Source organism: Methylobacterium sp. Leaf113 (assembly GCF_001423325.1).
Taxonomy (GTDB): Bacteria; Pseudomonadota; Alphaproteobacteria; order Rhizobiales; family Beijerinckiaceae; genus Methylobacterium.
Genome location: NZ_LMNJ01000006.1, coordinates 81,718 through 107,889, shown reverse-complemented (window position 1 = coordinate 107,889; position 26,172 = coordinate 81,718). Strand labels below are relative to the sequence as shown.

The following is a 26,172-nucleotide window of genomic DNA, read 5'->3' as shown; positions in this document are numbered from 1 at the left end:
GTCAGGACGGGTCCGACATCTCACGCGCGCTCCGGGTGATGGCCTCGACCATCCCCTGCGACAGGCGCACGAACTGCCCGGTGCCGTGTCCGCGGGTGTCGAGCAGTTCGGCGAAGACCGGCTGGGCCGGCTCGTAGGCGAGGGCGGCGCGCGGGCGCGCCTTGCGGCGCTTCTCCCGCAGGCGGTCGGCAAGGGCGGCAGGTACGAACGGATCGCGCAAGCCCGGCAAACTCCTGATGCGACGGCCCGCGGGATCGGCTCGGGCGAGACGAGCGGGGCTTAGAACCGGGGCGGTTGCCGAGAGCTTAAGAGACCGGCATCGACGCGTCCCCGCGGAACCACCTTCGCGCGGCCGAAGTTTGGTCTGCCAAATAAGGAGAAAACTGAATGTCTGACAGCGTGTTGGCCTCCGTGACGGTTCCGTCCCTCCGGGCCGCCCGTGCAGCGCGGGACCGCCTGTCCCGGGCCGGATTCGCTCGCAACAGCGTCGAGATCGACCGCATCGACGACGAGGCCTTCGGCGTCTCGATCGCGATCCGCCCGGAGAACCAGGCCCGCGCCGAGCGCATCCTGAACGGCTCGCCCCTCGGCAACGACCTGCGCGACGCGGGCCAGGCGGCCATGGGCCGGCTCCAGGATCATCGCGGGCTGGCCCTCGGCTTGGCGGCCCTGGCGGGATTCGCCCTGTACGGCCTGATGCGGCGGGACTGACGCCCGGGCAACACCCGCCCGCCACCATTCCCTCGAAACACCTTGGCTCCGCCGGCGCATCGCCCGCGGGGCAAACCGGAGTCGGACGTGGCGAGCCGTTACGGACTGGAGATCCGGGCGGCGACCGGCGCCGACGCATCGGGCCTGTCCGAACTCCTGCGCGCCGCCGGTCAACGCCTCGACCCCGATCGCCTGTCGCAAAGGATCGAAGCCTTCCGGCATGGAACAGGGTCGGCCCTCCTGGCCCTGGAATGGGGTCCCCCCAGCGGTCTCATCGTCTGGCACGCCTACCGTTCACTCGACGCGGACCTGCCGACGGCCCTGATCACCACCCTGCTGGTCGGACCGGACGAGCGCCGGCGCGGCATCGGCCGCCTCCTGCTCAAGGCGGCCTCGCAGGCCGCCCGCGCCTCCGGATGCGGCACCATTCAGTTGCTGATCGGCCCGGAGCAGCCAGAACTGACGGCCTTCGGTGCGGCCACCGGCTTCTCCGACATCGGATCGCTCTGGGTCAGGCCGCTGCGCAAGAAAACCTGAAGAGAAAGCCTGACGACGAAGCCTGCCGATTCCGAAATTTCCCTGATTTCTCAAAGCGTTGAAAATTCCTCCGGTTAACACCCCTTAAACCCGCCGCAATTACCGTGCGCAAGCAGGGTCGCTCGGATCACGAACGAACCTTGGGGCAGACGAGACGAATGGCGAAGGGACGCGCAGGCGGAGGCAGGGGGGAGCCGAATTTCGACGTGCCCGAGGGGCGCGCCGGAGATCCGGCCGATCTCGACCTGCGCCTCTCGCGGGCCGATCGCCCGGGAGGCGGCGTGGCGCGAGGCGAGTCAGGTTCACGGGGCGGACGGGTTGCGTCTGCCGGCAAGCCCGCGCCCTCCCGCGGGCGCAGTCCCCGCAAGGGGCCGCGCCGGGCGCGTCGCTCGATCCTCGGACGGCTCACCTACGTCACGGTGGTCGTGGGACTCTGGGGCGTGATCGGCATCGCCGGCCTCGTGGCCTATCACGCCTCGCAACTGCCCCCGATCGATCAGCTCGCGGTGCCCAAGCGCCCACCCAACATCGCCATCCTGGCCAGCGACGGCTCGCTGCTGGCCAATCGCGGCGAGACCGGCGGCCGGGTCGTGAGCATCAAGGAATTGCCGCCCTACCTGCCGCGCGCCTTCGTGGCGATCGAGGACCGGCGCTTCTACAGCCATTTCGGGGTCGATCCCGTCGGCATCGCCCGCGCGGTCGCCCAGAACATCACCCGGCGCGGGGTGTCGCAGGGTGGCTCGACCCTGACGCAGCAGCTCGCCAAGAACCTGTTCCTCACCCCGGAACGCTCGGCCTCGCGCAAGATCCAGGAGGCGATCCTGGCCCTGTGGCTGGAGCACAAGTACAGCAAGGACGAGATCCTCGAACTCTACCTGAACCGGGTCTATTTCGGCGCCGGCGCTTACGGCGTCGAGGCGGCGGCCCAGCGCTATTTCGGCAAGCCGGCCAAGGCCGTGACGCTGGCGGAGGCGGCCATGCTCGGCGGCCTCGTGCAGGCACCGTCGCGCCTCGCGCCGAACCGCAACCTCCCCGCCGCGCAGGCCCGCGCCGCCCAGGTGCTCGCCGCCATGGAGGAGCTGGGCTTCGCCAAGCCCGCCGACGTCAAGCTGGCACTCGCGACCCCGGCCCGACCGGCCGGCATCCGCGGCGGCGGCTCGGCCAATTACGTCGCCGACCTCGTGATGGACGTGCTCGACGACTTCGTGCCGAAGTTCGAGAGCGACATCGTGATTTCCACCACCGTCGAGACCGGCCTGCAGGCGGCCGGCGAGAAGGCGCTGGTGGACGAATTGAACCAGAAGGGGGGCCGCTACAACGTCGGCCAGGGCGCCCTCGTGTCGATGAAGCCGGACGGAGCCATCCGCGCCCTGGTGGGCGGGCGCGATTACGCCCAGAGCCAGTTCAACCGTGCCACCACGGCCAAGCGCCAGCCGGGTTCCTCGTTCAAGCCCTTCGTCTACTTGGCGGCGGTGGAGCGCGGCCTGACCCCCGACACGGTGCGGGAGGATGCGCCGATCAGCATCAAGGGCTGGAGCCCGGAGAATTACTCGCGCGACTATCGCGGGGCCGTGACCCTGCGCGACGCGCTGGCGCTCTCCCTCAACACGGTGGCGGTCCGCCTCGGCCAGGAGGTCGGCCCCAAGGCCGTGGTGCAGACCGCGCAGCGGCTCGGCATCTCGTCTCCGCTCCAGGCCAACGGCTCGATTGCGCTGGGCACCTCGGAGGTGACGCCGCTCGAGATGGTCGGCGCCTACGCGGCCTTCGCCAACGGGGGCACCGGCGTGATCCCCTACATTATCGCCAGCGTGAAGAGCGCCGACGGCAAGGTGCTCTACAAGCGCAAGGACGGCGGCCTCGGCCGGGTCATGGACGCCAACGCCGACGCGATGATGAACGCGATGATGCACGAGACCTTCGTCTCGGGCACCGCCCGGAAGGCCGAGATCCCGGGCTGGGACCTCGCGGGCAAGACCGGCACCAGCCAGGATTTCCGCGATGCCTGGTTCATCGGCTACTCGGCCACCCTGGTGACCGGAATCTGGCTCGGCAACGACGATGGCGAGCCGACCAAGAAGGTCTCGGGCGGCAACCTGCCGGGCGAGATCTGGAAAGCCTACATGACGGTGGCGCTCAAGGGCCAGACCCCCGTGATGCTCCCCGGCGCCAGGAACTGGCGCAACCGGGCTCCCTCCGAGCCGGCCGTGACCAACAGCACGCCCGGCGGCCTGATCGGCGCCCTCCTGGGCGAGCCGCAGGCGGCCGCCCCTTCGCGCCCGACCGCACGCCACGCCGATGCCGGCCGCGGCCCGAGCCGCGACGACCGCAACTTCCTGGAGAAGCTGTTCGGCGTCGGCGAGTAGCGCCCGGGCGCCGCTTGCCGCGCCCTGGCCCTGCGCTTCACCAGTAGAGCTGGAACCGGCCGATGAAGGTGTCCGCGTCGAGGGTGCGACCGCCCTGGACGGCGGAGGGGCTGGTATGGGAGCGGACGTAATCCGCCACGATCCGGATGTTGCGGTCGGGATACCAGTTCAGCCCCACCGTGACGTCGCGCTCGATGCCGCCGCGGATTCCGGCATCGTCGAGGTCGATGGCGCTGAAGCGGGTGCCGAGTTCGAACACCCCGATCCCGCCCCGCGAGACCCGGTCGGCTTCCGGCACCTCCACCCCTGAGAAGATCGCGTAGGTGGTGCCGTAATCGGGGGCGAGCTTGTAGGCCCGGCCCTTGCCGTTGAGAACGACGCTGGCCTGGATATAGCCGCCCTGGAAGCCGGCCGACGGCGCTCCGCCGAAGCGGTCGACATCCGTGCGGATGTACTCGGCCTGGATCAGGAACGGCCCGTCGCGATAGGCCGCCTCCAGCCCGATCCGGCGCACCCCCGACGCATCGCGGATGTCACCGGTATCGACGAAGGTGCGCTGGAACAGGAAGGCTTCGGAGCGGCTCGACAGAGCCAGCCCGGACCCGTCGCGGGGCAGGTCGCGCACGCTGCCGGCGAGGCCGAGATGCAGCACGCGGTTCTCCTCGTGGATGACCGCATAGGTGGCGCGTGCCGTGGCGGCGACGCCCTCGCGAGTGACGCCCGTGTTGGCGTTACCGCCGAAGACGCTGGCGACCACCGTCCAGTCCTCGCCGTGCCGGCCGACGGCGAAGCCGAAGTTGCGGGCGGGCGCGAAGGCATCGGCCAGCGAGCGCTCGGTGAAGAGGGTATTGTTGTCGCTGGTGAGCTGATCGAGGCTGAAGGGCTCCTTCATGTTGCCGACGGTCAGCAGGGTGTTCTCGAAGCCCGTATAGGCGGCGGCCGCATCATTGATCGGCCGCATCGGGTCGGCGAAATCGTACTGGAAGGCGAGTTCCAGGCTCTTGCCGAGGGTCAGGTAGCTCTCGATCCACGAGCGCCGCACGGCGAAGTTCTCGGGGAACGGCTCGGGAAACCCGGCTTGGCGGATTCCCGCGACGCCGAAATCGAGCTGCAGCTTGCCGCCGATGCGCAGCTTGGCGACATCGTCCGGGAAGGTCAGGGTGATGCCCTTCTCGTCGATCGTCAGGGTCTCGCCGTTGGGCTGGTACGCATTGCGCGTCTGCGCTCGGGCCTCCTCGGCCGCAGCGGGCGCACCGGCAAGGCAGCACAGCCCAAGACCGAACAATCCAAGATTGTACGGCCCAAGACCGGTCGGACCCAGCCAACGCGCCATCGCTCGCACTCCCTGCATCGACCGGCGCCGCCCTCGGCGCGGACGGTCCGCCCGTGTTAACCTTGGCCATAGGCCATGGGTTCATCCGATGGATTACAGCATCGGCAGGCTACGCGGACGCGGGCCACGCGGAAAAGCCGCGTCCAGCGCCGCGAGATCCTTCGGCGACAGGGTGATCGCCCCGGCCGCCGCGTTCTCCCGCGCCCGCTCCGGCCGCGCCGTCTTCGGAATGGTGAAACTGCCCTCGGCCCGTGTGAGGAACGCGACCGCGACCGCGCGCGAGGTGATCCCGTGCGCCTCGGCGATGCGGGCAAGCACGCGGCCGCCGGGACTGCGCGGGTCCGGAAAATCGCCGCTGCCGAAGGGCGAGTAGCCCACGAGCGCGACCCCGTTGCGCTGGCACCAGGGCAGGACCGCGTGCTCGATGGCGCGCTCCTGCAGGTGATAGAGCACCTGGTTGCAGGCGATCTGCCCCGGCCCGGCGATGGCCAGGGCGGCGTCGAGATCGGCGACATCGAAGTTGCTTCACGCCCCAGGCCAGGATCTTGCCGGCTTGCCGCAGGGCGTCGAAGCCCGCGATGGTCTCCGCCAGCGGGTGCCGGCCCGGCCAGTGCAGCAGGTAGGCGTCGAGGCGGTCGGTGCCGAGGCGCTTCAGCGAGCGCTCGCAGGCGGCGACCACGCCCGCGCGGCTGGCATTGCCCGGCACCACCTTGGAGACGAGGAACACCGCGTCGCGCCGGCCAGCGATCGCCGCACCCACCAGGGGCTCGGCCTCGCCGTACATCTCGGCGGTGTCGATGTGGGTCATGCCGGCCTCAAGCCCGGCCCGCAGGGTGGCGATGGCGGCGGCGGGATCGGCCTGGTCGAGGTGCCACGTGCCCTACCCGACCACCGGGACCGCGCGTGCCGTTCCGCCGAAGGTTCTGCTGCGCATGCCCGTCCACTCCCGTCCTGTTGGGTCCCCCCTACCAACGCGCGGAGGCCACACCGGTCCCCGTTCCGACGGGGGGCGCCACCTTGGCCTTACTCGCGCCATCATGCGACGGTGATCAGAACGCGGTTCGAAGCTCGGCGCGCCAAGGGGCTGCGCCGCCGGCGGACCCATCCCCGAAGGGGTACATCCGTTGCGCAGCGCTGCTCCCTCCCCCATTCCCGCCGGATCGCCGCCGCCGGACCGTGCCGGGGCGCCGCACGGGGGACGCCGCTGATGCTGCCGCAGCACCGCTGGTTCTGGCTCCTCATCCTCATCGCCTGCGGCGGGGCCGGCCTCCTCTACAACGTGCTCTTCGCCGGCGGCGCCACGCCGCTCGCCGGCATGATCTACGGTCTGGCGGTCGGCGGCACGACCCTGGCCTTCGACCGGGGCATGATTCTCGGCGGGCTCCAAGCGCGGATGCGCCGGATGCCGGCCAAGCTCTACGTTCCGGCGGCCGAACTTGCCTACGTGCTGATGATCGCCGCTGGCATGGCCCTGGGCGGACTTCTGGTCTGGGCTCTCGGGCTGACCGACGACGACCTCAGCCACGCGGTGCGGATCACCCCGCGGGTGCTGGCCTACTGCCTCGCGGTCTCGGCGATGCTGGTCTTCGTCATCCGCATGCGCGACCTCATCGGCGGCGAGGTGTTCGTGAACTTCCTCGTCGGGCGCTATCACCAGCCGGTGCGCGAGGAGCGGATCTTCCTGTTCCTCGACGTCGTCGGGTCGACGGCCTTCGCCGAGACCCATGGCGACCTGAAGGCCCAGGCCTATCTGGGCGCGGTCTTCGCCGCGCTCGCGGAACCGGTGCGGCGCAATTCGGGCTCCATCGACGATTATATCGGCGACATGGCGATGATCACCTGGCCCATGGCCCGTGGCCTGAAGGACGCGCGCTGCGTCGCCTGCGTGTTCGACGTGATGGATCGCCTCGAAGCCGAATCCGAGGCCTGGATGGCGCGGTTCGGCACCGTGCCGCGCCTGCGCGCGGCCCTGCACGGCGGATCGATCGTCACGGCGGAAGTCGGGGTCGACCGACACAAGATCGCGTATTTCGGCGACGCCGTGAACGTGACCGCGCGGATCGAATCCCTGTGTCGCCCCCTCGCCACCGAGATCCTCGTCTCCGACGACCTTCTGGCCCGGATCACCCGCTTGCCCGAGGGCATCCGCGCCCGGTCCCTCGGGGCCCATGCCCTGCGCGGGCGTGGACAACCGCTCAGCGTCTCAACCCTGGAGCGGGTGCCGGCAGCGGTCGCGATGTTGGACGAAACGCCCCTCGCCCAGAGCGTCGCCGCCCAATGACCGACGCCGCCCCGCCCAACCCGATCGTGGTCTACATCGATGCGGATGCCTGCCCGGTGAAGGACGAGACCTATCGGGTCGCCGGCCGCTACGGGCTCCACGTGTTCGTGGTGGCCAACAGCTTCATGGCCCTGCCGCGGGAACCCTGGATCGAGCGGGTGGTGGTCAGCGACGGCTTCGATGCCGCCGACGATTGGATCGCCGAGCGGGCGCGGCCGGGAGCTATCGTGATCACCGCGGACGTCCCGCTGGCCAGCCGCTGCGTGAAGGCGGGGGCGGAGGTGATCGGCCCCAACGGCAAGCCGTTCAGCGAGAGCGGAATCGGCATGGCGCTGGCCACCCGCAACCTGATGCAGGACCTGCGCGAGGCCGGGGCGATCACCGGCGGCCCGAAGCCGTTCTCGGCCCGTGACCGCTCCGCATTCCTCGGCGTCCTCGACCGCACGGTGATGCGGCTCAAGCGGGGCGGGTTCGGCTGAACCGGCTGGCGTCGGCTACAGGCCGGCGGCGCTCTTCAGGGCCGCGTTGATCCGATCCTGCCAGCCCGGGCCGTCCTTCTGGAAATGCTCCAGCACCGCCCGATCGAGGCGCAGGCTCACCATCTCGCGGGCACCCGGCACCGCAGCGCTCGCGACGCCGGCGACGGGCGCCACGGCGGCCGGCTTGGCGACCTCGGGTGGCTTGGTGGTCGCGGCCTTGAAGGCCGCCTCGGCGGCCTGTCGCGGGTCGCTCGGGCGACGGGAGCGATCGAATGCCATGGCTTCTTCTCCGCCGGATCGTGTCAGGAGCGCTTGCGCTTGGGGGCGGCCGGCGGAGCCGCGGCCTTCGCCTCGGCCTCGGCCGCTTCCTTGGCGAGACGCAGGGCACGCAGCTTCACCGTCCGCTCGTCCACGGCCTTCACCGAAGCGATGTGCTCGGCCATGGCCTGGGCGCCTTCCTTGGCCATCCGCTCGGCACGCTCGGCACGCTCCTCGGATCGGGTCCGGGCGTCGGTCTCGTCGCTCATTGCATTCCTATCCTTGAACCCTCCCGCACGCGCGCAGCGCAGCGTCCTGACTGTCGGACGGCGCGGCCGCGTGGGCGACTCGACGCGCCGAGGTCCGGCGACCGATGGGGTCGTGACGCGCGCCGGATGACGCCGGAAACGGCGATCGGGCGGCACGAGAGGCAGTCCACACACCCTTGACGCGGATCGGCTCCGGGCGGGATCGTCGAAGCTTTAGCACGCCGGGGGCCGAAAAGGCCAACGTTACCCGGTGGGTGCAACCGTTTGTCCTCAAGCTTCGCGCTTGGGAATACGCAGGCGGGCCTCAGAACACAGAGATGAGGACGATGCCCGCAACCATGAGGGCGGCGCCGCCGAGGCGAGCCGGGCCAGCCTTGACTTGCTTCATGCCGACCCAGCCGAAATGGTCGAGGGCCACCGAGGTCAGCAGGTTGGCGGTGATCAGCAGCCCGTTGAAGGCGCCGGCCCCGACCTTGTCGACGAACAGCAGACCGCCGAACACCGCCACGGCACCGGTGATGCCGGCGAGCGGCATCCACCAGCGCACGCCCGCGACGTCCGTCTTCGTGGGCAGGGGCGTCGGGCGCAGGAGGAACACCAGCACGAACACGAACACGACCGGCAGGAACGAGACGGTGGCGGCCAGCCAGGGGTTCACGAGGGCGCCGCGCAGCTGCGCGTTCCACACCACGCCGACGGCCTGCAGGATGCCCGCAACCACGATGAACGGGTAGAGCAGCTTCGGATTGAGGCCATGGCCTTCGCCCTTCGCGCCGCCCTTGTCGGCGGTGGTGCGGGCGATGAAGAACACCCCGATGGCCATCAGCAGCCCGCCGAGCCAGGGCATCGGCTTGAAGCCGCCGCCCGGGAGCCCGAACAGGCCGAACGCATCCATCGTCAGCGAGGCCAGGATGTTGGCGGTAAGCGTCAACCCGTTGAAGGGCCCGGCCCCGACCTTGTCGATGAAGGCGAGGCCGCCGAACACCGCCACCGCGCCGGCGACACCCCCGAGCGGCGCATACCAGGGCATCCTGCCCAAGCTCTCCAGGGTGGGGAGCGGCGTCGGCATCACCAGGAACAGGGTGGCGAACACGAAGACGATGGGCAGGAACGAGACCGAGGCGGCGAGCCAGGGGTTCACGAGCCGGCCGCGCAGCTGCGCGTTCATCGAATTGCCGAGCGCCTGCAGGATGCCGGCGACGAGAATGAAGGGATAGAGCAGGGCGGCGTTCACGGGGAGCCTTGGGCTGAATAGCGCGGGTCGGACGAGGATGGATCGGACGACAGGGAGTCAGACGAGGAGCAGCCCGGCGAGCGCCAGCAGCAGGGCCGGCGGCATCACCAGCAGGCCGAGCTTGAAAAAGCGCCAGAAGCCGACATCCTGGCCCTCGCGGCGGATCGCGGTCAGCCACAGGATGGTGGCGAGCGAGCCGGTCACCGACAGGTTCGGGCCGATATCGACGCCGATCAGCACCGCGCCCGCCACCGTGTCGGGCACGTGGGCGGTCTGCACCGCGGCACCGGCGATCAGGCCGGCGGGCAGGTTGTTGACGAGGTTGCACAGCACCGCGATCAGGGTGCCGGCGCCCCAGGCGGTCTCGGTGGGCGCGGCCGAGGCGGCCTGCTTCAGCGCATCGGCGATCATCCTCAGGACGCCGGTTGTCTCGAGCGCCTCGACCAGCACGAACAGGCCGGCCACCAGGGGAAGCACGCTCCAGGACACGTCCTTGGCGACCTCCACGAGGCCGCCGCGCTTCATCAGCAGCACCGCCGCGGTGGTCAGGCCGCCGGCCACGAAGGTCGGCAGGCCGAGGTCGAGCCCGAGGGCGGAGGCGCCGATGAGCACGCCGCCGGTCGCCACGATGCCGAGGCCGGCGACGAGGCCGGTCCGCGACAGGGGCACGGCCGCGACATCCGTCGCGACCTGCTGGGTGCGCAGGGCGGCGTTCTGGGTCAGCCGAAGGGTCACGTAGGTGGCGACGATGGCCAGCGCCGAGGGCAGCGCGAACATCGCCAGCCACTGCGTCAGCGGCGGCATGTGCTCGGCGAAGACCACCAGGTTGGCGGGGTTCGAGATGGGCAGAACGAAGCTCGCCGCATTGGCGATGAAGGCGCAGATCAGCAGGTAGGGCAGCGGGTTCTCAACCTTGGCAGCCTTGGTGGCGGCGTAGACCGCCGGGGTCAGCACCACCGCGCAGGCATCGTTCGAGAGGAACACCGTCACGACCGTGCCGACGATGTAGATCAGGGTGAACAGCCGGGTGGCCGAGCCCTTGGCCGCCCGCACCGCGATGCCGGCGAGCCAGTCGAACAGCCCCTCCTTCCGGGCCACCTCCGACATCAGCATCATGCCGACGAGGAAGAGGTAGACGTCGGTGCCCTTGAGGACGCCCTCCCAGGCGGTCCCGGCGGGCATCAGGCCGAACAGCACCAGGGCGGCCGCCCCGAGGACGGCCCAGACCGCCTCCGGCCAGGAGAACGGCCGGGTGATCACCCCGAGGGTGGCCAGGCCGGCGATGGCCCAGGTGGCAAGGTTCGGGGTCAGCGTCAGCGCACCCATCGCAATTCGACGTCCTTGAGAGAGAAGCGTTCAGGCGCGCCGGGCGCGCGTCACCAGTGGCGCCCGTTGCGGTTCGGGCCGAGCTGGGTTCCGAGAATTCCCCGATCGGGCCAAGCGCCGACGGAATCAGCGTCGCTGCCGAGCCCTTTCGAGCGGACCAGGGCGGCGGCATCGCCCGCCGGCTCGATGCGGTCCTCGCCGACGCCGCCCTCGGCATCCTGGGCGCGGACGGTCAGGCGGCTTCCGCCGGCGGGCCAATCGACGGTCGCGCGGAAGCGGCGCTCGCCGTCGCCGCGCTTCATCGGACGCCAGGGGCCGCCGTCGAGGCTGAACTCGCAGACCGCGATCCGGTTGGCGCCGAGCACCAGGGCGCGGATCTCGGTCGGTCCCGCGACGAGGTGGTCCTCGGCATGGGCGAGGCGCCGGTCGGTTGGCGCAGTGATCACCACGAAGGGCCAACCTGCGGCGAGTTCCTTGAAACGCCAGCTCACCACGCCCCGGTCGATCGCCGCGACCGTATAGCCGACCGGTCCCTCTTCGATCTGTCCCGTCGAGCGGGTGGCCGCGTAGATGGTGCGGCCGTCATTGGCGAGCTCGTTGTAGTGGGTGTGGCCCATCTCCACGAGGCGGATGCGCGAGGCGTGAACCAATTCGGCCACCGCCTTGGCTTCCCCCTCATCGGTTAGGTCGGCCGGATAGCTGTGCATGAACAGGGCGCAATCCCGGCCCTCCGCCTCGGCCGCGGCGACGGCCTGCCGGAGCCAGGCCAGCTGATCCGGCCCGAGGCGAAAGTCGAGGCCGCCCGTCCCGGGTCCGCACATGTCGAGGAACAGGCAGCGGGTTCCCGAGACCGTGACGCCATAGGGCAGGCGCGGGGTGCCGAGCCCGGCATAGAAGGCCTCGAGGCTGCCGCCCTCGCGGTCGTGATCACCGGTGATCACGTGGACCGGCCTGCGCAGCCGATCGAGCTGGGTCCGCACCAGGGCGTATTGCTCGAGCGTGCCGTTGTCGGCGTTGTCGCCGGGCAGGTAGACGAAATCGAGCCCCTCGACGGCATTGAGCTGGTCGACGATGGCGGCGAAGTCCCGGGCATTGTCCGCCTCCGCGCCGGTGAGGTGCAGGTCGCCGATATGGGCGAAGGCGAGGATGTCGTCGGAGGCGGACACGGGTCAGGCCGCCGGGGACGGGATCGGCGACGGACCGCCGCCGCCGGTGCGCGCGGCGCCGGGTTCGTAGCCGTAGGTCTCCGGCATCGCGAAGAGGTAGAGGGCGAACCCCGCCGCCGCGATGGCCGCGAGGGCCAGGAAGGCGGTGGAATAGCCGGCCGAGACGATGATCAGGCCGGCGAGCGTGGCGCTCAGCGCCGCGCCGAGGCTCTGGGCGGTGGCGACCGCCCCTTGCGAGACGTTGAACCGGCCCGTACCGCGGGTCAGGTCGGCGACGATGACGGGGAAGAGCGCGCCGTAGATGCCCGCGCCGATGCCGTCGAGAAGCTGGACGCCGACGAGATAGAACGGATTGTCCGACAGGGTGTAGAGTACGCCCCGCACCGCCAGGACGCCGAAGGCCGCGAGGAAGATCGGCTTGCGCCCGATCGCGTCGGCCTTGGCCCCGACGAACACCGCCACGGGCACCATCACCAGCTGCGCGGCCACGATGCAGATGGCGATCAGCGAGGTGGCGTTGTCCTTGCCGGACAGCTTGGTCAGCAATTGCCCCACCGAGGTCAGCATGGCGGCGTTCGACAGGTGGAACAGGGCGGCGAGCACCGCGAAGAGCAGCAGATACCGGTTCTTCAGAAGGGCCGTGAGGCCCGAGGGCTCCTCCTGCCCGTCCGTGCGCGCCTGCGTCTCGGTCTGGTCGAGACCCCGGGCGAGATCGTCGTCGATGGCCTTGGCCGGCACCATCAGCATGGCGCCGATGCTGCAGACGGCAAGCAGGGCCATCAGCCAGAACACCACGATCGGGCCGAAGAAATAGGCGGTGCCGCCCGCGATCGCCGCCGAGGCGGCGTTGCCCGCATGGTTGAAACCCTCGTTCCGGCCGATGCGCTTGGCAAACAGTTTCGGGCCGACGACCCCGAGGGTGATGGCGGCCAGCGCCGGCGGGAAGATCGCCCCGGCGATGCCGGCGACCGACTGCGTGGCGGCCACCACGTAGAAATTCGAGATGAAGGGCAGCACCAGGCAGCTCAGCGTGACCGCGACGGCGGCCGCGATGACGATGGCGCGCTTGTGATTGGTGCGGTCGATGAGGGCGCCGGCCGGCGTCTGCGCGATCAGGCCGGCGATGCCCGCAATGGTCATCACGAGGCCGGTGGTGGCCTCGTTCCAGCCCTGGTCCGGCCCCCGCACGGCGATCAGGTAGATCGCGAGGTAGGGTCCGAGCCCGTCACGCACGTCGGCGAGGAAGAAGTTGAGGGCATCGAGCCCACGCAGAACCCCGGTCGAGGGCGCCCGCAAGGAGCCCCCGGGCGTGGTCGAGATGTGCGAAGACGGCGTCTCGGCCATGGAGGGGCCCTTCCGGACGTTCGAGCAGGACGAAACACGGACGGGGGAACCCGGTCCGCGACGACGCTGCCCAAAGCGCAGCTTCGAACCATTGTTCCTGGCCGACGGATTAAACTCTCCGTGATGACGTGCCGCAGATCGGCGAAGCGATCCTTGCGGACCCTCAGGGGCTCGCCCGGACGCATCGACGGACGCGGCCGGCGCCATCGATGAATTCGAAGGCCGGGCTGCGGTTGAGCGTATGCAGTCCGGTGCCTGGAAAGCGCGGGCCGGGGCGCAGGATCATCTCGACGCTCTGGGCGTAGCCGTCGTCATCGAGCCGCTGGATGCGCGCGAGGCCGAGGGCCTCGCCATAGCTCGACCGGCAATCCTGCACCGGCCGGAACAGGGTTCCGTTCCGTTCGACGATGCGCCCGGCCGACCGGGCCGCCGCGATGTCGATGAGCACGGGGTTCTTCGGATGCGGCGTCCACGGCCCGCGAAAGTCCGGCGCCGACCACAGGTGCAGGCTGTCCGAATACGAACCCCAGGCGGCGAAGGGGCCATCCTGCTCGCCGTCGTCGCGCACGGTGGCGAACAGCCACCAGCGCCCGCCGTGGCACAGGAGCGTCGGGTCGCTGGCGTTGAGGCCCGCGATCAGGGTCGCCTCCCGGACCCAGCCGCCCGGAAACGCGGTGGCCCGATAGAGGTCGAGGGTGCCGGTGGCGCCGCTCTCCGGCACCATCCAGTGGGCGCCGGCCGCGGCGAACACGAAGGGGTAGGACAGGTGATGGCGCGCCTCCAGCACCGGCACCGGCGTTCCGAGCGGCCCCGCCGGGCCGAAACGCACCGCCGAGATCACGCCCTTCTGCAAGGCGTGGCTGTAATCCTCGACGAACAGCACCGTGCCCGCGGCATCGGCGATCGGAAACGGATCGGCGTAGAAGCGCAAGCCGTCATCCGGAAGGGTGTGCCAGCCGGTTTCGGGATGCGCCCGCAGGTCGATCAGGTCCGGCCCCGACAGGGCGCGCCAGCCGACGCGCCAATGCGGCGCCCGGGTCACCAGCGACTGGAGCCGGCGGCCCGCGATCCGGGTACAGGTGCGCACGGCGCGGGCGGCGAGATCGAGCGCCGTGAAGGATGCCGGCGGCGGGGCGCGGGCGGGGCCTCCCTCGGGGGACAGGCACGGACCCGATCCCGCGAGGGCGGCCAGGATGAGGCTCGTGGTGCGCACGAGGGCATCCTCGAAGGCGGTGAGCATGACGCCGCGCGCCTCGGTGCCGACCCGGCCGGAAGCCACCACGCGTACGCCATCGGTCAGGCTCACCACCGGCGCCGTGCCGGCCAGGAGGGCGGCGAGAAGGGCGGCCTCGCCGCAGACGCCGTCATAGGCGAGGCGCCAGACCGGCACCCCGGCGGGCGCCTCGGCATCGCCGCACAGGTCGAGGATCAGGTCGGGCGCCCCGGTGGCCGGGCCGGCGACGGCGTCGAGGCCCGCCCGTGGGATGGGCTGGGACGGCCCGGTCCCCGGCAGGCGCCGCAGCAGGGATTCGAGGCGGAACAGCAGTGCGGCGTTGGCCGGAAGGGCGCCCGGCCCCGGCGACGCATCGAGCGACACCGACAGGCCCGGACGGCGCAGGATGCGTTCGATCAGCCGGAGGTGCCAACGGCGGCACAGGCCCCCGTCGAGGCGAACGCTCAGGCGCATGGAGACCGGTGTCCTCGGACGAGGAAGGGACGCGTCGGCTCGGAATGGGGCCTTGCGCGAGGGCCGTCAATCCACGCCGGGGCCGAGCGAGGTTCGGAAGCGAGCGGCCGGACGGTCGAGGCGCGCTACGGCCGGGCCATGGCACCGTCCGGCTGCGGCGGCCGCCGGCGCGGCCAGCCGAGCAGGCGCTGCGGCGCGAAGGGCGCGACCGGGATGGCGGGTTCGCGCCCGGTGGCGAGGTCGGCCACCAGCCGACCGGTGATCGGCCCGGTGGAGAGGCCGATATGGCCATGGCCGAAGGCGAAGATCAGGCCGCGATGGCGGGGGGCTGGGCCGATCACCGGCAGGCCGTCGGGGGTCGAGGGGCGCGCGCCCATCCAGGGCCGGTTGTCGAGATTCGCGCCAAGGCGGAGCGTCCCGGCCGCCTCCCGCGCGGCCGCCTCGATCTGGACGTAGTCGGGCGGCGCCGCGCGGGCATTGAGTTCCACCCCGGAGAGCACCCGCACCCGCCCCTCCCCCATCGGGGCGACGATCGAGCCGGCGCCGGTGTCGAGCACCGGTCGGGTCAGCGCCGGGCTGTCCGGATGGAGTGCGTAATGGGTGTGGTAGCCGCGCTCCGCCGCGAAGGCGAAGCGATAGCCGAGGCCGCGGGCGATCTCGCCGGAGGCGGCTCCGGCCGCGAGCACCACCTGGCGCGCCTGCACCGCGCCCTCGGCGTGCCGCACCTGCCACCCGTCTTCGGTCGGCTGCAGGCCGGTGGTCACCATCCCCAGGCTTCGGCCGCCGAGGTCGGCATAGAGCTGTTGATAGGCCTCCATCAGGGCGCCCGGATCGCTGACGGCGCCGGTCTCCGGCAGGAGCATCCCGTGCGCGTAGGCGCGGATCAGCGCCGGCTCCGCTTCCCGGACCGCCTCGGCATCGAGCAGGTCCACCGCGACCCCGTGCCGGGCCAGGATCGCACGCTCCAGGGCGGCGCCGGTGAAGGCCTCGGGGGTACGATAGAGCTTGATCCAGCCGCAGCGGCGGATGAGGTGGCCGGCCCCGGCCCGCTCGGCCAGGCCGAGATGCTCGGGCAGGGCCGCGCTGGTCAGAGGGACCAGGGCCGCGGCGGCCCGCTCCCAGGCGGAGGTCCGTGCGGCGGCCAGGAAATGCGCCGTCCAGGGCAGCACGCGGGCGACATGAGTATGGCGCAGGCGCAGGCCCCGGTCGGCGTTGCGCAGGTAGGTCGGCAGCTTGGCCCAGAGCGCCGGGCTCGACATCGGGAAGATCGAGCCCCGGCTGACCACGCCGGCATTGCCGTAGGAGGTTCTGGCCCGCGCCTCGCCGGGGTCGCACAGCAGGACGTCGAGGCCCCGGTCGCGCAGGGCGATCGCCGAGGCGAGCCCGACCATGCCGCCTCCGATGACGATTACGTCCGCCTTCGTCGTCTGCTCGACCGCCATCGAAAGGTCCCGGAAATTCCTACCTGTCCGGGCCGGCGGCCCGATCGCCGGACCGCGTTAGCAGGCGCCGGGCCGGTGATCGAGACGGCCTCGGCGCAGGACGCCCCGCCGCCCGGCGCATCCCGGGCCGATCAGCCGCGTCGGGACGAACCCGGATCGCCCGCCTGCTCCTGCTGGCGGTCGACCTCGTCCCGGATGCCGCGCCCGGCCATCAGGATCTCGACCAGGAAGGCACAGACTGCCGCCACGGTGCAGACCAGGGCGATGCCGAAACAGGCGAAGAGGATCGAGGCCGTCGCGGCGTCGCGCAGCGCCCCGACATACAGGGTCAGCACGGCGATGCCGGTCATCGCCGCACCGGTCGATGCCAGCACGACGGCCGCGTCCAGGACGAAGGAGCGCCGCCGCAGGTACGACATCTGGCGGGTCAGCCGGACGGTCTCGCGCGCATCCGCGTCCCGCAGGCCGGCGGCGGCGGCATCGACCTTGTCGGCGACGCGCCCGAGTCGGGTCGAGAAGACGTTCAGCAGGGTGGCCAGCGCCGTCAGCAGGAAGGCCGGCGCGAGGGCGATCTGGATGACGTGGGCGATGTCGTCGGGAGCAACGGGAACGGCGGACATGGGCGCCTGATAGGCCAAAGCGGCTGGCGCCGGAATACGGGCGCCCCGGCGGAGGTGTTCACGCGCGCGGCCCCATGCTCCGCTGCTTACGCTGCTCCTCGGGCCGCACTTCGTGCAGCTCCGCGACCGGCCTCCCGGAAGACGGGCTGCCCGGAGCGGGATATCTTCGCCTGTCTCATGCTTAGCCAGGTTGCTCGACTCGCGGCCGGCTCATGACAACCTCTCGCTGCATCGAGGTATTGGGAGGCTGACGTGTCGTCGGGCGGATGACGCGTTCAAGGTTCCGGAGGCGATCATGGGGCCAGCCGGAGAGGCTTAGTCCGGCACTCCGGTCGGCTTCATCCAGGGCCTGGCGTCACGCACGTCACCGGCGTCCCATTCCGACGACGTCGCCGGGGCCGTCAACGATTCTCAACGAACCGGGATCGAGCCCTGGAGCCATCCCTGCATGATGGCGAACTGGACGATCTGGGCGCGGCTGTTGATGCCCAGCCGGCCGCATGCCCGGGCCTTTTGGGTTTCGACGGTCTTCGGCGTGGAACCGAGGTGGCTGGCGATCTCCTTGCTGGTGAAGCCGAATGCCACGAAGCGGAGGATTTCCCTCTCGCGGTCGGCCAGCGAAGCCTGCATGTCGTCGTGGCTCTGACACGCCATCGGCGCCTTGTGGCCGGCAGCGCGCGACGGCAATGCGGCATCCACGTAGATGCCGCCGGCAACCACCGCTCGGACGGCCTGGACGATGTTGAGGAAGGCCGAGCGCTTCAGGACGTATCCCCCCGCGCCGGCCTCGAACGCCTGGTCGACATAGACCCGGCTCTCGTAGGCGCTGAGGATGATCGACCCGGTCGGGCATTGCCGTTCGACCAGCTTGCGGATCACCGCGACCCCGTTCATGTCCGGCATCGCGAAGTCCAGGATGGCGATGTCCGGGGACAAGCTGGATATCGCCTGCACCGCGTCGAGGCCGGTATCCACGGACGCGACGATCTCGATCCCGCCGGTGTTCGCCAGAAGGTCGGCGACGCCGTGCCGGAACACGGGATGGTCGTCCGCGAGCGCGATCCGGATGGGGCGTTGGTCATTCATGGCCCGAGGCATCCTTTCCGAGCCGCACCCGTGCGACGACCGACGCCCCCTGGCCAGGGGAGGACTCGATCTCCAGGCCGCCCCCGATGAGGGCCATGCGTTCACGCATCCCGATCAATCCGAGCTTGCCCTGGGTCACCAGGACATTCACCGAGGCGGCATCGGCCTCGAATCCCAGGCCGTCATCGTCGACTGTGAGGGTCAGCCTCCCCGCGCCGAACAGGAGCACGATGGAAACGTAGCTCGGCAGGCCCGCATGCTTGGCGACGTTGTTGAGCGCCTCTTGCGTGATGCGATACAGCGTGATGGCGTGCTCGGCAGGCAGGGGGATTTCCGCCCCGCTGACCTGCAGCTCCGTCGGAACCGACGTGGTGCGGCTCCACTCCTCCACGAGGTAGCGCAGGGCGGTGACGAAACCGAACTCGTCGAGGGCCGCCGGTCGCAGTTCGAGGGTGACGCGACGCAGCGCCTGTCCCACCTCCTGGGCCTGATCGAGGAGGCGGTTGAGTTCGCAGCGTCCATCCTCACCCGAGAGGTAGGGCAGGAGGCGTCGAAGACCGAAGTTCAGGGCGACCAGATGCTGGCCGGCATGGTCATGGAGGTCGCGCGCGAGCCGGCGCCGTTCGTCCTGTCCGGCGCGGTACAGCCGGGTCAGCACCTCGTCGCGTTCCCGTTCGGCCGCCAAGCGTGCGGCGGCATCGGCCTCCAGGCGGACGAGCAGATCCTCGCGTTCCCGAAGGAGCGCCTGCATCTCGCGCGTGCGCCGCCGCCGCTCCAGCATGACGCGGCGGGCATCGTGGAGCTTCGAGGCGAGAATCCCGAACCGACGGCCGAGTCCCACCCCGTCGAGGTGCAGGATGATGAGCGGACGACCCGGGAAGCCGCCCAGCCGGGCACGCGCCCCGTGGCAGGCATGCCGCTCGAGGTTTCCATCGTCGTCCTGGAGGAACAGGGTGCCCGGCAACGTGGCCGCACAGGAGGCGCAGCGTTCGAGATAGCGGCGCAACTCCGGCTCGGCGGCTTGCTGGACGGGCAGGACGTCACCGAGCCGGAGACCGTCCAACACTTCGCGCGCGGAGGCGTTGGCGGCTTCGAGTTCCCCGCTCGGCCGCACGATGAGCATCGGCGCAGGGACGAACTCGAACAGGACTTCGAAATCCGACCTAGGCGACATCCTTTCCGAAGTAGTCCTGTCCGAAGTAGTCCTGTCCTCCCTCGTCGGGGGCATCGGGGTCGAGGTCGATGACGATCCTGCAGCCGGTGCCGCCGCGGGCGATGGTGTCACCAAGCGTAATTCGACCATAGCCTTGGCTCTCCGCAACCATGTGACCGAAGACGTTCGAGGTCACCATGCACATCGAGGGGGACTTCTTCACCAACTCGCCGAACGGGCAGCGCCTGTTGCCGAGCACGATGCGCCGGGGTGTCGCCTCGATGACGTAGAAGTCTCCCCCCAAGCGCCGCTTGAGATCGATCATGGCGTCGACGGTGGCGGCGAGATCCAACCGAGGCGTTCCCGACGCGCGAAGGTATCGCGCCTTGATTTCCTCCGACACGGCCATGCTCACCAGGGCGATGAAGCCGCTCGCCTCCGACCTTCCGACGGCATCGTCCAGGGCGTCCGTGAAGGCACCGAACACCATGCCGAGGAAATCCTCCCGGTCGATGGCGATCGATGCTCGCGCGACGTCCGCTACGCCAACGGCTTCTGGGCCCATCGGCCGCGCTCCCTCCTTGACCTTATCGTCACGAGAGTAGCACAAAAAAACTCAATGAAACCACTAATTCGGAATAAGTAGAAATACATATTCCTGATATCATTCCCGCCATCCCAGTCATCGACTGCACATCGGACCACAAGATGGAATGATTTACGTCATTTCCCGCAATCATCTCTCCCGAAAGCTGCGCGTGAATTGATCCTGAATGGGCTTCATCAGATAGGAAAGCGCGGTGCGTTCCTCGGTTGCGACGTGCACCTCCACCGGCATGCCGGGAACCAGGTGAGATCTCTCGCCGAGACGGTTCATCTCCCCCTCGTTGAGTTCGACGTACCCCACGTAGAACGCCTCATCCTTGCCTCCCTTGGTGGTCGACGGCGAGACGTATGTCAGCGTCCCCTTCAGTTCGGGGGTCGTGCGCTGGTTGAAGGCGGTGAACCGGAGCTTGGCCGGGCGTCCGATGCCGATCTGGTCGATGCTTGCCGGAGAGATGCGGACCTCGATCCGCAGCGCGGCGTCCGCGGGCACGACGGTCGCGAGCACGTCGGCCGGCGTGACGACGCCGCCGACCGTGAAGGTCTTCAGCTCGTGCAGGACGCCCGTGGCGGGGGCGCGGATCTCGGTCCGGGTGAGCCGATCCTCCAGGGCGATGCGACGGTTGCCCAGCTCAGCGAGCTTGGCATCGACGACGCTGAGCTCCTTCTGGGCCTCGGTGCGCGCGGTCTCCGTGATGGCGAGAAGCTGGACCCGAATTTCGCTGGTGCGGACCTTGGCCCTTGCAATGGAGGCTTCCAGCGAGCCTTGCTCACCGGTCAGGCGGTGCCGGTCGCGGCTGATGGGCAGAAACTTCGAACTCTCGAACAGGTGCTTGTCGACGAGGCCCTGCAGCTTGCCGTGTTCGCTCGTGAGGATCGCGAGTTCGTCGCGCTTGGCCTCCTTCTGCTTGACCAGGCCGGCGATCTCCTCGGCCACCTGACCGATCTGCAGCTCCAGCTGCTGGCGTTGGCTGTCACGGCTGGCGAGATTGCCGCGGAACAGACGGCTCTCGCCGTCGAGGATGGCCCGCATCTCCGCATCACCGTCCGACAGGCTCGCCGGGATGGCGATCTCGCGCAGCCCGTCGCGCTCCGCCAACAGGCGGGCCTTCTTGGCCGACAACTCCCCCAACTGTCCCCTGACGATCGCGAGTTCGGCGCGTGTCTGGGCATCGTCGATGCGAATGAGAACCTGACCGGCGGTCACGACCTGCCCGTCCCGCACCAGGATCGCGCCGACGACGCCGCCGTCCCGGTGCTGGACCGCCTTGGCATTCTGATCGACGGTGACCGCTCCCGATGCCAGGATGGCGCCGTTGAGATCGGTCGTCGCCGCCCAACCGCCGACCCCGACCAGGAGGCTGACGCCCAGCGCGAATCCGAGAGCGATGCGAGGGATGACGGAGAAGGAAGTCTCCGTGCCAAGGTCGATCCCGTCCAAGGGCTTGGGACGATGGACACCGATGGTGCGCGTACGCATGGTCCGCTCCTTCGAAGGCTGCATCAATGGATGGGGGCCGTCGGCTGGGTCGCCGCGGCCGTCTTCTCGACGAACAGCAGGGTGTGGTGCCCGTCGAGGACGAGGGTCGTCTCGAAGGAATCATCGCCGTCGAGGTCGGCCGAGATGACGGTCGCGTCGCCCTCGTCGAAGAGCGCGGCCCGGTAGCGGATGCCCGAAACGGTGCCATCGTCGCGGTCCATCGCTTCGGACAGCGAGTCACCGGTGGCACTCGCCCCTTTTTCGAAGAGGGACCATTTCAGGAGGTCGACGTAATCCCCGACCGAGAAGTCGGTGATCTGCACGGAGCGGGTGGTCTCCTGCGTTCCGGTACGGGCAAGGAACACGTAGCCATCGTTCCCGCCGCCGCCCGTGAGCACGACGGCGTCCGCCCCGACGACGAAGCGGTCGTCGCCCGATCCGGAAACGATCCGCTCGATGGACTCCACCTTGTCGTTCCCGAGTTCGGTGCCTGACACGACATGGTTGACGAGGTCGACGAGCAGATCTCCGGTCGCGCTGCTCAGGTCGAGCGTATCCGAGCCCGCGCCACCGTCGACAAGATCGTCGTCGCCATCCAGCGCGAAGACGATACGGTCGTCGCCCGCACCAGCGTGCAGGGTATCGCGCCCGGCTCCGTCGAGGAGCGTATCGCACCCTGCACCGCCCTCCAGGACATCGTCGCCCCCTCGTCCGGCGATGAGGTCGTGCCCCTCCCCGCCGGTCAAGCGGTTGCTCCCGTCACTGCCGGACAGGGTATCGTCGCCGGATCCACCGATCAGCGCCTCAAGCCCGTTGAGGTGGTCCCACCCGGTCTCGGCGCCCGTCGCGATGCCGATGAGCAGGTCGGCGGCGATGCCCGTCCGCGTCCCGGACAGGTCGAGCGTATCCGTGCCGGCGCCGCCGTCGAAGATGTCGGCTTCCCCATCGAGGGCGGCCATGACGAGGTCGTCGCCTGCACCTCCGAGGACCGTGTCCGATCCGGCACCGTCCGCGAGGGTATCGTCACCCGACCCGCCGTCGACGAGATCGTCGCCGGCGCCGCCCGACACCGTGTCCCGCCCCGCTCCTCCCATGAGGGTATCGCCCTGCGAGCTTCCGATGAGGACGTCGTTCCCGACACCGGCTTGCACAACTTCGATGGATGCGACCGTGTCACGTCCGATCTCCTGGCCGACAGCCGTGCCGGCGGCCAAGTCGACCACGACATCGGTTGCCACCCCCGCCAGGTCGAGCGTATCCGTTCCGGCGCCGCCCTCGAACAGGTCGGCCTCGCCGTCCGGGGCTGCCACGAGGACGTCGTTCCCGTCCTGCCCCGAGACCACGTCCCGACCCCGACCGTCCGAGAGAACGTCGGCGTCATCGCCGCCTTCCAAACGGTCGTCCCCGAGGCCGCCCAGAATCACGTCGCGCCCGGCGCCGCCGAACGCGACGTCGGCTCCCTCCGACCCGTCGAGGCGATCATCGCCCCTGTCGCCGAGGAGCAGGTCGTTTCCCATCCCCCCCACGAGGATGTCGCTGCCTTCCCCGCCGTCGAGCAGGTCGTCACCGGCGTCGCCGAAAAGGATGTCGTCGCCCTCCTCGCCGAAGATGCGGTCGTTGCCGTTGCCTCCCGAAACCCGATCCGCCCCCATCCCCGCAAACACGACGTCGTTCCCGTCGCCCCCCAGGATCACGTCGTCCCCGGCGCCACCGAGGATGTGGTCGTCTCCGGCGCCCCCGTCGATAATGTCGGCCGCGGCACGGGCGTCGATGATGTCGTTGCCCCCCCTGCCGTCGATCTCGTCGGCGCAAAGCGTTCCGAGCAAGAGGTCGTCGCCGTTCGTGCCCACCATCGGCTCGTGTTCGACGACGTTGAAGACCGCCGTCTGGGTGACGGAGAGCTCGCCGTCCGTGACCTCGTACGTGACGGTGACCGGACCGAGATCATCGGCGTCGTACACCCAGCCGTCGCCGTCTCGGGTCAGCGCTCCGGACGAGACCGTGACGTTGCGGACCGAAAGGCTGTCGCCGTCCGGATCTTCGGCGTTCCTGAGAAGGTCCGCCAGCGCGATGGGCAGCAGCGCACAGGCGGCCATATCGGCGAGCTGGACCGTGCCGCTGGTGGTCGGCGCGCGATTGCGCCGGCCCGTCGAGCCGTCCCCATCATCGTTTGACACGGGACGGGGCGCGACGGCGCCGGAGCCATCTCCGGTATCCTTAGCCCCCCCGGAAGGGTCGCCAAGCCCGACGCCCCTATCTCCGTCGATCCCGGTCGACTTGCCGGGGCCGGCGGTATCCTGTCCCGGGGGACGGTCCTCGGCCGGAGGCTTGTCTTTGCCGCCGGGCAGGTCTTCGCCGCCGGGCAGGTCTTCGCCGCCGGGCAGGTCTTCGCCGCCGGGCAGGTCTTCGCCGCCGCCGGGAAGGGCTTCGCTGCCGCCCAGCCCGCCGGGCGGTCGTGTCGCGGGATCATCGGCGTTGTCGGAACCCGTTCCCTCGTCGACGTGGCCCTTGTCCCGGCCTCCCCCGCCGCCGCCCCGAACGCCAGGTCCTCTATCGGCATTGTCGTTGATGGGGCGTGGGATGATCGGTGACGACTTGAAGTCGCTGAGGTTCGGTTGGGGGTCGTGCCTGGCGAAGTGGAGCGTATGCGCGGGGAAGTGGGTGGCATCGTACTCTGGCGCTGGCGTCTCGGCCTGGGGGACGATCCCGGATGATCCCAGCAGCCGATGCTCGGCGGGGGGCTCGTCCGAATCCACGTCCGACGCGGCTATGACGATCAGCTTGGGCGCGGCCTTCGTCTCGTGTCCGGCGGCGCTGGGCTCGACCTCGGCCTGAACCGAGGTGTGGAACAGGGACTTCAGGTACCCGGCCACGGCCGCGACCGCGAGGGCCAGGTAGTAGGGCGTCGGCGACGACTTGGCGGCTACCTTCGGCGCGTATGTCTGCGCTCCGGTCGGGGCGGCGTCGCCGGTCTTGGTTCCCTTCGTCTCGATGATCATGCCGGCACCCGCTCCAGAACGGAGCGCTCCCTTGCGATCTTTGCGGGATCGGTTCCCACCGATGCGTCGCGCACGGCCTTGCCGAGGATCGCATCCTTGGGTCCGAAGGCGGTCAGCTTGCCGTCCTGGATCACCGCGATGGTGTCGACGGCGGCCAGCACGCTCGGTCGGTGCGCGATCACGACCGCGATCCCTCCGCGGGCGCGCACGCCCTGGATGGCGGCGGCCAGCGCCGCCTCTCCCTCGCCGTCGAGGTTGGAATTCGGCTCGTCGAGCACCAGCAGGAAGGGGTTGCCGTACAGCGCCCGCGCGAGGGCGATGCGCTGGCGCTGGCCGCCGGAGAGCGCGGTCCCGAACGGGCCGAGCTCGGTGCGGTAGCCGTCGGGCAGGCGCAGGATCATCTCGTGGACACCTGCGGCGCGGGCGGCGGCGACCACCAGGGCCGGGTCGGCATCCTGGGCGAGGCGGGAGATGTTCTCCTCGACCGTCGCGTCCATCAGGCAGACCTCCTGGGGCAGGTACCCGATGATGCGACCGAGGCTGTCCTCGTCCCACTGCGACAGGTCGGCCCCGTCGAGGCGGATGCCGCCGCGCAGGATGGGCCAGATGCCCGTCAGCGCCCGGCTGAGCGTGGTCTTGCCGCCGCCGCTGGGGCCGATGACGCCGAGGGCTTGGCCCGCCTTCAACTCGAACGCGACGTCCGACAGCAGCACCCGCCCGGAGCCGGGCGTCGCAACCGTGATCGACCCGACGCGGAGGGACGATTGCGGCATCGGCAGCGGCATCGGCCGCTCGACGCCCGAGAGCGCGACAAGGGTTTCCGTCAGCCGCCCGAAGGCCTTGCGGGCCACGGCGATGCCTTTCCAGTTGCCCACGGTCTGGTCGATGGGGGCCAGTGCTCGGGCCGAAGTGATGGAGGCCGCGATGATGGAGCCGGCCGAGAGCTCGCCGCCGATGACGAGGTAGGCCCCGAGCCCCAGCACCGCCGATTGCAGGATCATGCGCAGGACGCGGGAGATGGCCGCGAAGGTCCCGGTGATGTCCGTCGTCCGGGTCTGCAGTTCCAGGTGCTCGTTGTTGGCGAGGCGATACCGGTCGACGGCCCGCTCGGCGAACCCCATCGCCTTCAGGACGTCGGCGTTGCGGGCGTTCGAGTCCGCGATGGCGTTGCGGGCCACCACCGCCTGCTGGGTCGCCCCGGTCCAGCGCCGGGTCAGCAGTTCGGTGAGAATGGTGATCAGGGTGAGGAGGACGGCGCCCGCGACGGTCAGCGCGCCGAGCCAGGGATGGAGCATGTAGACGAAGACGAGGAAGACGGGCGTCCAGGGCAGGTCGAAGAGCGCCACGAGCCCGGGGCTCCCCAGGAAGCCACGGACGGTGTCGACGTCCCGGCTGCGTTCCATCGCCTCTGCGGTGGAGAAGCCGAAGCGCGGCATATCGATGGAGACACGCTGCGCCAGAGGGGCGATCCGGCGGTCGAGCTGCGCCCCGATCCGAACGAGGATCTGCTGGCGCAGAACGTCGAACATGCCCTGAAAGACGTAGAGGCCGATGGCGAGCGTCGAGAGCCCAACCAGAGTGGGCAGGCTGCCGCTCGGCAGCGCCCGGTCGTAGACCTGGAGCATGTAGAACGATCCGGTCAGGGCCAGGATGTTGATGATGCCCGACATCGCGACGAGAAAGACGAACGGCATCCCGAAATGCCGGGTCAGCGCCTCGGTGCTTCTCTTCTTGGCGAGCTGTTTCTGATCCCTGGAGCGCATGTCTCGATCCCCCATGAGCGCGGCGGAACCGGAGGGGG

Annotated in this window: 22 protein-coding genes and 1 pseudogene; 5 read left to right on the top strand and 18 right to left on the bottom strand. The window is 70.0% G+C overall.

The features are described 5' to 3' along the window. Position 1: 1 nt before the first annotated feature. Positions 2-220 (bottom strand): hypothetical protein, encoded by a 219-nt coding sequence (locus ASF60_RS06550; protein ID WP_056182216.1) that lies wholly within the window; start codon positions 218-220, stop codon positions 2-4. Between the two features lie 167 nt (positions 221-387). On the opposite strand from ASF60_RS06550, the gene ASF60_RS06545 reads away from it, so the two are divergent. The 3 genes from ASF60_RS06545 to ASF60_RS06535 all read left to right on the top strand — a co-directional run bounded on the left by ASF60_RS06545 (position 388) and on the right by ASF60_RS06535 (position 3,611). Next, the gene (locus ASF60_RS06545; RefSeq protein WP_056182213.1) at positions 388-711 is read left to right on the top strand and encodes a hypothetical protein; all 324 of its coding nucleotides are present in this window, start codon (positions 388-390) and stop codon (positions 709-711) included. 87 nt (positions 712-798) lie between these two features. Beyond that, positions 799-1,248 carry a GNAT family N-acetyltransferase gene (locus ASF60_RS06540; RefSeq protein ID WP_056182315.1) on the top strand — a complete coding sequence of 150 codons (450 nt, stop codon included), beginning with the start codon at positions 799-801 and terminating at the stop codon, positions 1,246-1,248. A gap of 158 nt (positions 1,249-1,406) precedes the next feature. After that, positions 1,407-3,611, top strand: coding sequence for a transglycosylase domain-containing protein (locus tag ASF60_RS06535; RefSeq protein ID WP_056182209.1), 2,205 nt, complete (start codon positions 1,407-1,409; stop codon positions 3,609-3,611). A 37-nt stretch (positions 3,612-3,648) separates the two neighbouring features. Here ASF60_RS06535 and ASF60_RS06530 read toward each other — a convergent pair whose 3' ends face one another. Further along, on the bottom strand, positions 3,649-4,944 hold the full coding sequence (locus ASF60_RS06530) for an OprO/OprP family phosphate-selective porin (protein ID WP_156633910.1): 1,296 nt from the start codon (positions 4,942-4,944) through the stop codon (positions 3,649-3,651). 93 nt (positions 4,945-5,037) lie between these two features. Beyond that, a pseudogene (locus ASF60_RS06525) lies at positions 5,038-5,878 on the bottom strand (aldo/keto reductase). 273 nt (positions 5,879-6,151) lie between these two features. Here ASF60_RS06525 and ASF60_RS06520 point away from each other — a divergent pair. Then, the gene (locus tag ASF60_RS06520; RefSeq protein WP_056182203.1) at positions 6,152-7,225 is read left to right on the top strand and encodes an adenylate/guanylate cyclase domain-containing protein; all 1,074 of its coding nucleotides are present in this window, start codon (positions 6,152-6,154) and stop codon (positions 7,223-7,225) included. After that, positions 7,222-7,704: a YaiI/YqxD family protein gene (locus tag ASF60_RS06515; RefSeq protein ID WP_056182200.1), complete on the top strand. Its 483-nt coding sequence runs from the start codon at positions 7,222-7,224 to the stop codon at positions 7,702-7,704. Before ASF60_RS06520 ends, ASF60_RS06515 begins: the two co-directional genes overlap by 4 nt. 15 nt (positions 7,705-7,719) lie before the next feature. On the opposite strand, the gene ASF60_RS06510 is transcribed toward ASF60_RS06515, so the two are convergent. From ASF60_RS06510 to ASF60_RS06440, 15 genes are all read right to left on the bottom strand, one after another. Next, positions 7,720-7,983, bottom strand: a complete 264-nt coding sequence (locus ASF60_RS06510) for a BrnA antitoxin family protein (RefSeq protein ID WP_056182197.1) — start codon at positions 7,981-7,983, stop codon at positions 7,720-7,722. 23 nt (positions 7,984-8,006) lie between these two features. Next, positions 8,007-8,231: a hypothetical protein gene (locus ASF60_RS06505; RefSeq protein WP_056182194.1), complete on the bottom strand. Its 225-nt coding sequence runs from the start codon at positions 8,229-8,231 to the stop codon at positions 8,007-8,009. A gap of 304 nt (positions 8,232-8,535) precedes the next feature. Continuing rightward, the gene (locus ASF60_RS06500; protein ID WP_056182190.1) at positions 8,536-9,465 is read right to left on the bottom strand and encodes a DMT family transporter; all 930 of its coding nucleotides are present in this window, start codon (positions 9,463-9,465) and stop codon (positions 8,536-8,538) included. Positions 9,466-9,522: 57 nt separating this feature from the next. Next, positions 9,523-10,791 (bottom strand): arsenic transporter, encoded by a 1,269-nt coding sequence (locus ASF60_RS06495; RefSeq protein WP_056182186.1) that lies wholly within the window; start codon positions 10,789-10,791, stop codon positions 9,523-9,525. Between the two features lie 50 nt (positions 10,792-10,841). Then, positions 10,842-11,957 (bottom strand): metallophosphoesterase family protein, encoded by a 1,116-nt coding sequence (locus tag ASF60_RS06490; protein WP_056182183.1) that lies wholly within the window; start codon positions 11,955-11,957, stop codon positions 10,842-10,844. A 3-nt stretch (positions 11,958-11,960) separates the two neighbouring features. Then, positions 11,961-13,301: an MFS transporter gene (locus ASF60_RS06485; protein WP_056182181.1), complete on the bottom strand. Its 1,341-nt coding sequence runs from the start codon at positions 13,299-13,301 to the stop codon at positions 11,961-11,963. A 163-nt stretch (positions 13,302-13,464) separates the two neighbouring features. After that, the gene (locus tag ASF60_RS06480; RefSeq protein WP_056182177.1) at positions 13,465-14,988 is read right to left on the bottom strand and encodes a glucosamine inositolphosphorylceramide transferase family protein; all 1,524 of its coding nucleotides are present in this window, start codon (positions 14,986-14,988) and stop codon (positions 13,465-13,467) included. 125 nt (positions 14,989-15,113) lie between these two features. Further along, a complete protein-coding gene (locus ASF60_RS06475) occupies positions 15,114-16,430 on the bottom strand; it encodes an NAD(P)/FAD-dependent oxidoreductase (protein WP_056182174.1) in 1,317 nt (438 codons plus the stop codon). Positions 16,431-16,561: 131 nt separating this feature from the next. Continuing rightward, the gene (locus ASF60_RS06470; protein WP_056182172.1) at positions 16,562-17,050 is read right to left on the bottom strand and encodes a DUF2721 domain-containing protein; all 489 of its coding nucleotides are present in this window, start codon (positions 17,048-17,050) and stop codon (positions 16,562-16,564) included. Between the two features lie 411 nt (positions 17,051-17,461). Further along, entirely contained in the window at positions 17,462-18,136 is a 675-nt protein-coding gene (locus ASF60_RS06465) for a response regulator (protein WP_244478347.1), read from the bottom strand. Continuing rightward, on the bottom strand, positions 18,129-19,310 hold the full coding sequence (locus ASF60_RS06460; RefSeq protein ID WP_244478346.1) for a sensor histidine kinase: 1,182 nt from the start codon (positions 19,308-19,310) through the stop codon (positions 18,129-18,131). The genes ASF60_RS06465 and ASF60_RS06460 overlap by 8 nt, the downstream gene beginning before the upstream one ends. Further along, positions 19,300-19,854, bottom strand: coding sequence for a methanogen output domain 1-containing protein (locus ASF60_RS06455; RefSeq protein WP_156633908.1), 555 nt, complete (start codon positions 19,852-19,854; stop codon positions 19,300-19,302). The genes ASF60_RS06460 and ASF60_RS06455 overlap by 11 nt, the downstream gene beginning before the upstream one ends. Before the next feature lie 171 nt (positions 19,855-20,025). Further along, positions 20,026-21,372 carry an HlyD family type I secretion periplasmic adaptor subunit gene (locus ASF60_RS06450; RefSeq protein ID WP_156633907.1) on the bottom strand — a complete coding sequence of 449 codons (1,347 nt, stop codon included), beginning with the start codon at positions 21,370-21,372 and terminating at the stop codon, positions 20,026-20,028. A gap of 23 nt (positions 21,373-21,395) precedes the next feature. Beyond that, positions 21,396-24,371 (bottom strand): cadherin-like domain-containing protein, encoded by a 2,976-nt coding sequence (locus ASF60_RS06445; RefSeq protein WP_056182167.1) that lies wholly within the window; start codon positions 24,369-24,371, stop codon positions 21,396-21,398. Further along, the gene (locus ASF60_RS06440; RefSeq protein WP_056182164.1) at positions 24,368-26,134 is read right to left on the bottom strand and encodes a type I secretion system permease/ATPase; all 1,767 of its coding nucleotides are present in this window, start codon (positions 26,132-26,134) and stop codon (positions 24,368-24,370) included. The genes ASF60_RS06445 and ASF60_RS06440 overlap by 4 nt, the downstream gene beginning before the upstream one ends. Positions 26,135-26,172 lie beyond the last annotated feature (38 nt).